6 protein-coding genes are annotated in these 6,406 nt (G+C 42.3%); all 6 read right to left on the reverse strand.

The features are described from left to right. Window positions 1–1,995, reverse strand: a 1,995-nt coding sequence (locus tag QZ488_RS20665; RefSeq protein WP_293752302.1) for a CusA/CzcA family heavy metal efflux RND transporter, incomplete at its 3' end; no start/stop codon positions are given. Further along, the gene (locus QZ488_RS20670; RefSeq protein WP_293752304.1) at window positions 1,988–3,469 is read right to left on the reverse strand and encodes an efflux RND transporter periplasmic adaptor subunit; all 1,482 of its coding nucleotides are present in this window, start codon (window positions 3,467–3,469) and stop codon (window positions 1,988–1,990) included. The genes QZ488_RS20670 and QZ488_RS20665, both read right to left, overlap by 8 nt. Continuing rightward, window positions 3,466–4,818, reverse strand: a complete 1,353-nt coding sequence (locus QZ488_RS20675; RefSeq protein ID WP_293752306.1) for a TolC family protein — start codon at window positions 4,816–4,818, stop codon at window positions 3,466–3,468. Before QZ488_RS20675 ends, QZ488_RS20670 begins: the two co-directional genes overlap by 4 nt. Before the next feature lie 133 nt (window positions 4,819–4,951). After that, the gene (locus tag QZ488_RS20680; protein WP_293752308.1) at window positions 4,952–5,311 is read right to left on the reverse strand and encodes a hypothetical protein; all 360 of its coding nucleotides are present in this window, start codon (window positions 5,309–5,311) and stop codon (window positions 4,952–4,954) included. 102 nt (window positions 5,312–5,413) lie between these two features. Beyond that, window positions 5,414–5,800, reverse strand: coding sequence for a hypothetical protein (locus QZ488_RS20685; protein ID WP_293752310.1), 387 nt, complete (start codon window positions 5,798–5,800; stop codon window positions 5,414–5,416). 79 nt (window positions 5,801–5,879) lie between these two features. Then, the coding region (locus tag QZ488_RS20690) for an insulinase family protein (RefSeq protein WP_293752312.1) at window positions 5,880–6,406 on the reverse strand (527 nt) is incomplete at its 5' end.

Here is a 6,406-nt window from a genome sequence, read left to right on the forward strand (position 1 = left end):
CATATCAATTCGGGTTTTTATCGGCATCACCCACGCATTAGTCAAGCCAGGAATTTGTATCAATTTATCCAGCTCTGCGCGCAGCTTTTTGGTTGTCATACCATCACGCCATTGGTCTTTAGGTTTCAGCTTAATAAAGGTTTCAATCATCGTTAAAGGCGCAGGGTCGGTTGCAGTTTCAGCTCGGCCAATTTTACCAAAGACATGTTTAACTTCTGGCACAGTAGTAATTATCTTATCCGTTTGTTGTAACAGCTCTCTTGCCTTACCTATTGATAAACCAGCGTACGTAGTGGGCATATACATTAAGTCCCCCTCATCTAAAGGTGGAATAAATTCACTTCCAAGCTTATTAACTGGGTAAAAGCCCAACACTGCTATCAACAAAGTTACCAGCAATGTACTTTTGGGATGGCGCAGAACGAGTCGTAAAACCGGTAAGTATATAGCCACCAATAATCTGTTGAGTGGGTTCTTCTTCTCGCTGGTTATTTTACCGCGAATAAAATAGCCCATCAGCACTGGCACTAAAGTAATAGCCAAGCCGGCTGACGCCGCCATGGCGTAAGTTTTGGTATAGGCGAGAGGTGCAAACATTCTGCCCTCTTGCGCCTCAAGAATAAAAACCGGTAGAAAGCTGACGGTGATGATCAATAAACAAAAAAACAAGGCTGGCCCTACTTCTGATGCTGACTTTGCCACTATCTGCCAACGATTTTCATTGGTCAGCGGCGTCTTCTCCATGTGTTTATGCATGTTTTCAATCATCACAATGGCTCCATCTGTCATGGCGCCAATCGCAATAGCAATGCCTCCTAAAGACATGATATTGGCATTTATTCCCTGCCAATACATGATGATAAACGACACCAAAATCCCTATTGGCAAAGTAATAATTGCCACAATAGATGAGCGCAGATGAAATAAAAACACGGCACAAACTAAGGCAACGATCAGTAACTCTTCGCCTAATTTCGACCATAGATTGTCCACCGCTCGGGAAATCAGATCAGAACGGTCGTACACAGTGACCACTTCAACCCCTTCAGGTAAACCATCTTTTAACGTGGCTAATTTCTGCTTCACGCCAGCAATAGTCTTTTGCGCATTTTCACCAAAACGCATTACCACTACGCCACCAGCGACCTCACCCTGCCCATTAAGCTCGGCTATTCCTCGGCGCATTTGTGGACCAAGGCGAATATCCGCAACGTCTCTTAATAATAAGGGGGTACCTTTGCTATTTAGGCCCAAAGGAATAAGCGCCAAATCTTCGATAGATTGAATATAACCGGTAGCGCTAACCATATATTCAGCTTCAGCCATTTCAATCACCGAAGCCCCTACTTCCTGATTCCCCTGTTTAACCGCCAATTGAATCAGACTTAGGGGAATGTCGTAGGCTCTTAACTTATCGGGGTCGACTATAATTTGATATTGCTTGACCATGCCACCAATCGAAGCGACTTCAGATACCCCAGACACAGTTTGTAATTCAAACTTAAGAAACCAATCTTGAATAGCACGTAACTGACTAAGATCATGTTTACCGGTTTTATCCACTAATGCATATAAATAGACCCAGCCCACACCTGTTGCATCAGGACCGAGTTGAGATTTAGCGGCGGCTGGTAGGCGCGGAGCCACCTGAGATAAATATTCCAGCACTCGGCTACGGGCCCAATATAAATCAGTTTTGTCATCAAATATGATGTACACAAATGAATCACCAAAAAACGAAAAACCACGTACTGTTTTTGCCCCAGGTACCGACAACATGGCGGTAGTCAAAGGGTAAGTCACTTGATCTTCAATTACTTGTGGAGACTGCCCTGGATAACTGGTTTTAATGATAACTTGTACATCGGACAAATCGGGTAAAGCATCAACCGGCGTATTGCGTAAGGCAAACAGACCAATGCCAACAACAATAGAAGTAGCCAGCAAAACAAAAAACCGATTACCAATCGACCAATGAATAACCCGTTCAATCATGATTATGCTCCTGTTTGGACAGCGCATAATCGGTGATCAAAAAATCTCCATTTTGAATTTCAAAAGTGAAGTGTATTTTGTCGCCTTGTTGCAAGGTGTCTAAAAGCAAATTATCAGCAAACACAAAATCCATGGTTGCAGGATCTCGCCCCCACTTTTCGATTGCTCCTCGACTAATATTCGCCACTCGAGTTTGTGCACTTATCTGATTGATTAAGCCCTCCACTTCAGCTGAGTCTGCTTGCTTATCTTGAGGGGCATCTGCAGAGTGAGATGACATTCGCTTAAAATCAGAATCGATACTGCTCTCGGAGTCCAATAAAAACTGAGCTGAAGTCACAACGTGATCGCCAAGTTTCACCCCAGCTAAAATTTGCGCAAACTCACTGGTCACTTGCCCCAAATTAACCTCTACAGATTTGTACTGCCCATCAGCTACAACCAATACCACTCTATTTTGGGTACCAGTGCGAATAACCGCTTCTTTAGGTACTAATAAAGTTTGCTCTTCAGAGTCGGTATGAATAACGACTTGAGCAAACATGTTCGGCTTAAGGAGCATATCAAGGTTATTAAAGCGCAGTCTGACCGCAAGAGTCCGGGTCTTGGTATCGAGTGTGGGATAAACGTAATCAACCTGCCCTTGCCATGTTTTTCCGGGAACAAAACCAAGGGTCATAGTCACTAACTGACCCAATTTCACTTGGGCAGCTTGGCGTTCAAACACTTCAGCATTGACCCACACATCTTCTAATGCGCCAATCGACATTAAAGTGGTGCCGGGTTTCACATAAAACCCTTCTCTAATAGCGAGATTATCTATCACCCCAGATTGGGGGGCGTTAAATACAATAGTTTGTTGTACTTTTTGACTACTCTTAAGTTTTCGCAAGCTTTCAGCGGGCATTTGAAGTGCCAATAGGCGACTTTCTGCAGCTGAGGTTAACTCTTTATTAGTACGCTTTTTAGCTAGTAGATACTCTTCTTGTGCATTGACTAGTTCAGGTGAATATAAAGCATAAAGAGGTTCACCAATATTGACCTGTTCACCTGCGGCCTTGATGTAAAGTTTTTCAATCCAGCCCTCAACACGAGGATGAACATGTAGCAGGTTATTTTCATTGTATTGTACATAACCGACTGTTTTGATTGGCACTTGAAGGACTGCCTGTTTAACCTCTGCGGTTCTTACCCCTAAATTATTCACAACCACTGGCGAAATACGCACTACACCGGGCTCGTCAATTTTGCCCACGTCAGCAAAAACTGGCACAAGGTCCATACCCATAGGTGACTTTCCAGGCTGGTCTTTACGAAAATTAGGATCCATAGGCGCCACCCAATAAAGAGGTTTGACTGCTTGCTCAGCGGTTTCTGCCTTAGGCATGTCAGTAGATACAAATTGTGAATAACCAACAACACTTAATACCGCTCCACAAACCCCACCAATCAAAATTGCATGTAGCGTTTTCATTTGTATTCTCCGGTGTTATTTGTGAATTTCTGGGCAGTCAAAAAATACAAAATCTGTATTCGAGTCTTAAATTTTTCGGTTTGAATATGGATCAAATCAATCTGTGCGTTAAGTTGAGTAATTCGGGCTCGCATTACTTCTGAAAAATCACCATCGTCATTGGTATAGGCTGATAACGACGCATCCGCATGTTCTTGAGCTTGTGGCAAGATTGCGTTTAGAAATCCCTCTTCACGTTGTTCAAACCTTATTTCTTGCTGATACAAGCCCAGCATTTGGGACAGCATCCTTTGCTGCAATAAGCGCTTTTCAGTTTCTATGGTTTGAGCTGATAGTCGAGATGCAGAAACCTCACTGTCTTGTTTCGCATAACCGAAGATGGGCACATCCACAGTGATACCAATAGAAAAGAAGTCAGACCGGCTTTGCCCTAGAGGAGTATCGTCTCTGTAAGCATAACTGGCATTTACCCCCCACTGCGGTTTGTATTTTTGCTTGGCTAGCTTAACAGCTGTATTTCCGGCTTTAGCTGATTGTTCAATAGCGAGCAAAGCTGGGTGCTGAGCTAATAACTGCAACAAACTCATATTGTCTGCCCGTTGTAAAAGCACCTGTATTGCATCAGCTAATTCGGGTAGGTTAGGCAAAGAGACATTAGCGGCGAAAGTTTCAGATACGGCCTGATGAGCAGTGGGGGCAAGCCATTCAGATAAATGAATCAGTGCTAGATCTCGCTGGCTTTTCACTATGGTTAATCTGTCGTCTAATCTCGCCAGTTCAAGTTGCGCACTTATTACATCTTGCTGTCGGGTGTTTCCTTGTGCAGAAGAATAACTGGCTTTTACTATGTCGACTAATTGTTCAAACAACACCCGGTCACGTTCAATCAAGCGAATAGTCTGATCGGCTTTAAGGGCATCAACCCAAAGTGTCGAAACAGCCACTTGTATTTTGGCTTTGCGATCTTCTCGTTGATAAGGGTGTTGGTCAGCCTGGTAACTCAGTTGTTGTTGCTTAATTGCCAAACTGTCTCCACGGGGAAAGGCCTGTGCTAAACCCACTTTAAATTGCGTCATGGGTTCTTGGTCAAAGGCAAAGCCGTCTGATGGTAGATTTAGCAGCCCCATTGAAAGCATAGGGTCTGGCAAACTATCTGCGCCTTTAATCGCGGCTCTAAGCGCACGTTCTTGAAGCTGATTACCCGTTAACCATGGATCATGTTGAATTGCTATATTTACCGCGTCTTGCATAGTTATGTTCGCAGATACGGCAAAGGGTAAAAAACTAATAAACGCTACAACCAAAGGTAACGAAGAACGTGAATAATGGCACTTATGAGTGTGTTTCATGGCTAATCCATGTTGCCCAGCATTGCAAAAAGCAAAGACTCTGGAGAGGTAATATCAAAAGATGAAATTGGCGAAAACGCCAGCTAAGTTCAAACCACAGTAGCAGTCTTTTTAAAGACGGATCTGTCTTGTGTTAGCCAATAATGGGAGGTTTACGTAAAGACGGTAGGAATGTCTCTTGTATTGAAAACAGGTAGAAACCTGAAGGTTTTGATACTAGGTTAAACGCAGTGGTGGTAAAAGAATGAGTGAGCATGACCGATGAAAAAATTCCAGTGGGACAACTACATTCTTGGTCGCAACAGTCCATTGTCATATTTTTTTGCTGAACAGTTTGTTGTTGCATATTGTGTTGCATATCGCTGGTCATAACATGATTAGCCATGCTGTTTTGCATAGTGAGCATAGCGTTATGCTGCTGACTGTTAACATCGCCATTTGATTCACAAGGTACTGACGCATAGGCATATGACTGGCTGATCAACAGCGTCACAATTAATACCCATGTTAGAACCTTATTTACTATCAACTGACTTTACCTTGTGCTCAAAGAAATTAGAGAATACCACAATATGAAAAACTGTCTATTTTGAAGCTACTCTTTAGATGAGATAGTTTCCACTTGCTGATTGTCACTGTCTTTAATATACATATCTTTATAATATTCAGCAGGGTAACACTGTTGTTTGTTATCTATTACATTACTGCAGGCAAAACTTTCAGCTAGATTCACTTCTTTCGATATTGGTTTGTGCTGGCTTTCTGGCAATTTAGCCATTAGTTTTTTGACGAACTTAATATCTTGTTTGAACCCTTCTTCAGTAAATGAAGGTTCAATACTGTTTCTTTCGAATGGGTCTCGGATTTTTTCATCATCATCGAGAGCGGATTGAATAGCTAAATCCGCTGCTAATCCCAACACCTTACAGCCATTGGTTGCTAGTACAACAATGCATAAAACCAAAACCTTTGCTGACATCATAACTATCCTTCAAACCAATATAAATTTACATTTTACTCTCTGCGCCCTGTCATAGGACGGATAGGTTTTAAACTATAAATTACTGACTAACTTGCTGATGAAAACTATCAATATCTGTGACCTTAATAGCGCCTTTCGGTTCAATAAAAGCCTTATCAGCAAATTTAGTACCGCGCATTTGAATCAACACGCGACCGAATTCTTTGCCACTTTCAATACGATTATAAAGGTTTACCACATCATCAAAGGTGACTTTTTCTACTGCAGCTATCAAACGCTCTCGGCTATCAAAGCCCCACTGCTGCTCACGCCAATCATCGGTAAATTTACCCATCTCTTCTGACAGGTTTTTTGCAGGTTGCGTTAAGGTGATTAACACACTATTTTTAGTGGTCGCAAACTCTTCCTCTGTCACACTTGATAACTGTTGAGTAAACGCTTTACGGAATAAAGCAATTCGCTCACCCACTTCAGCTAAACCCTTTGCAGGTGATTGTATATAAAAAGCAACTAACATTTGCTGCCTAAATGTTTGCCCAAAAAAACCAACGGCATAAGCAAGTTGTTCTTCTGTTCTAATTTGTTTAAACAAAGCAGGGCGAATAA

Origin of the sequence: uncultured Paraglaciecola sp., assembly GCF_913020055.1 — a bacterium.
Classification (GTDB): Bacteria; Pseudomonadota; Gammaproteobacteria; order Enterobacterales; family Alteromonadaceae; genus Paraglaciecola.

What these genes read in the sequence shown, in the direction of transcription:
- QZ488_RS20675 (WP_293752306.1), bottom strand. Translation starts at nt 4,818, where the DNA reads ATGAAACACACTCATAAGTGCCATTATTCACGTTCTTCGTTACCTTTG.
- QZ488_RS20685 (WP_293752310.1), bottom strand. Translation starts at nt 5,800, where the DNA reads ATGATGTCAGCAAAGGTTTTGGTTTTATGCATTGTTGTACTAGCAACC.
- QZ488_RS20670 (WP_293752304.1), bottom strand. Translation starts at nt 3,469, where the DNA reads ATGAAAACGCTACATGCAATTTTGATTGGTGGGGTTTGTGGAGCGGTA.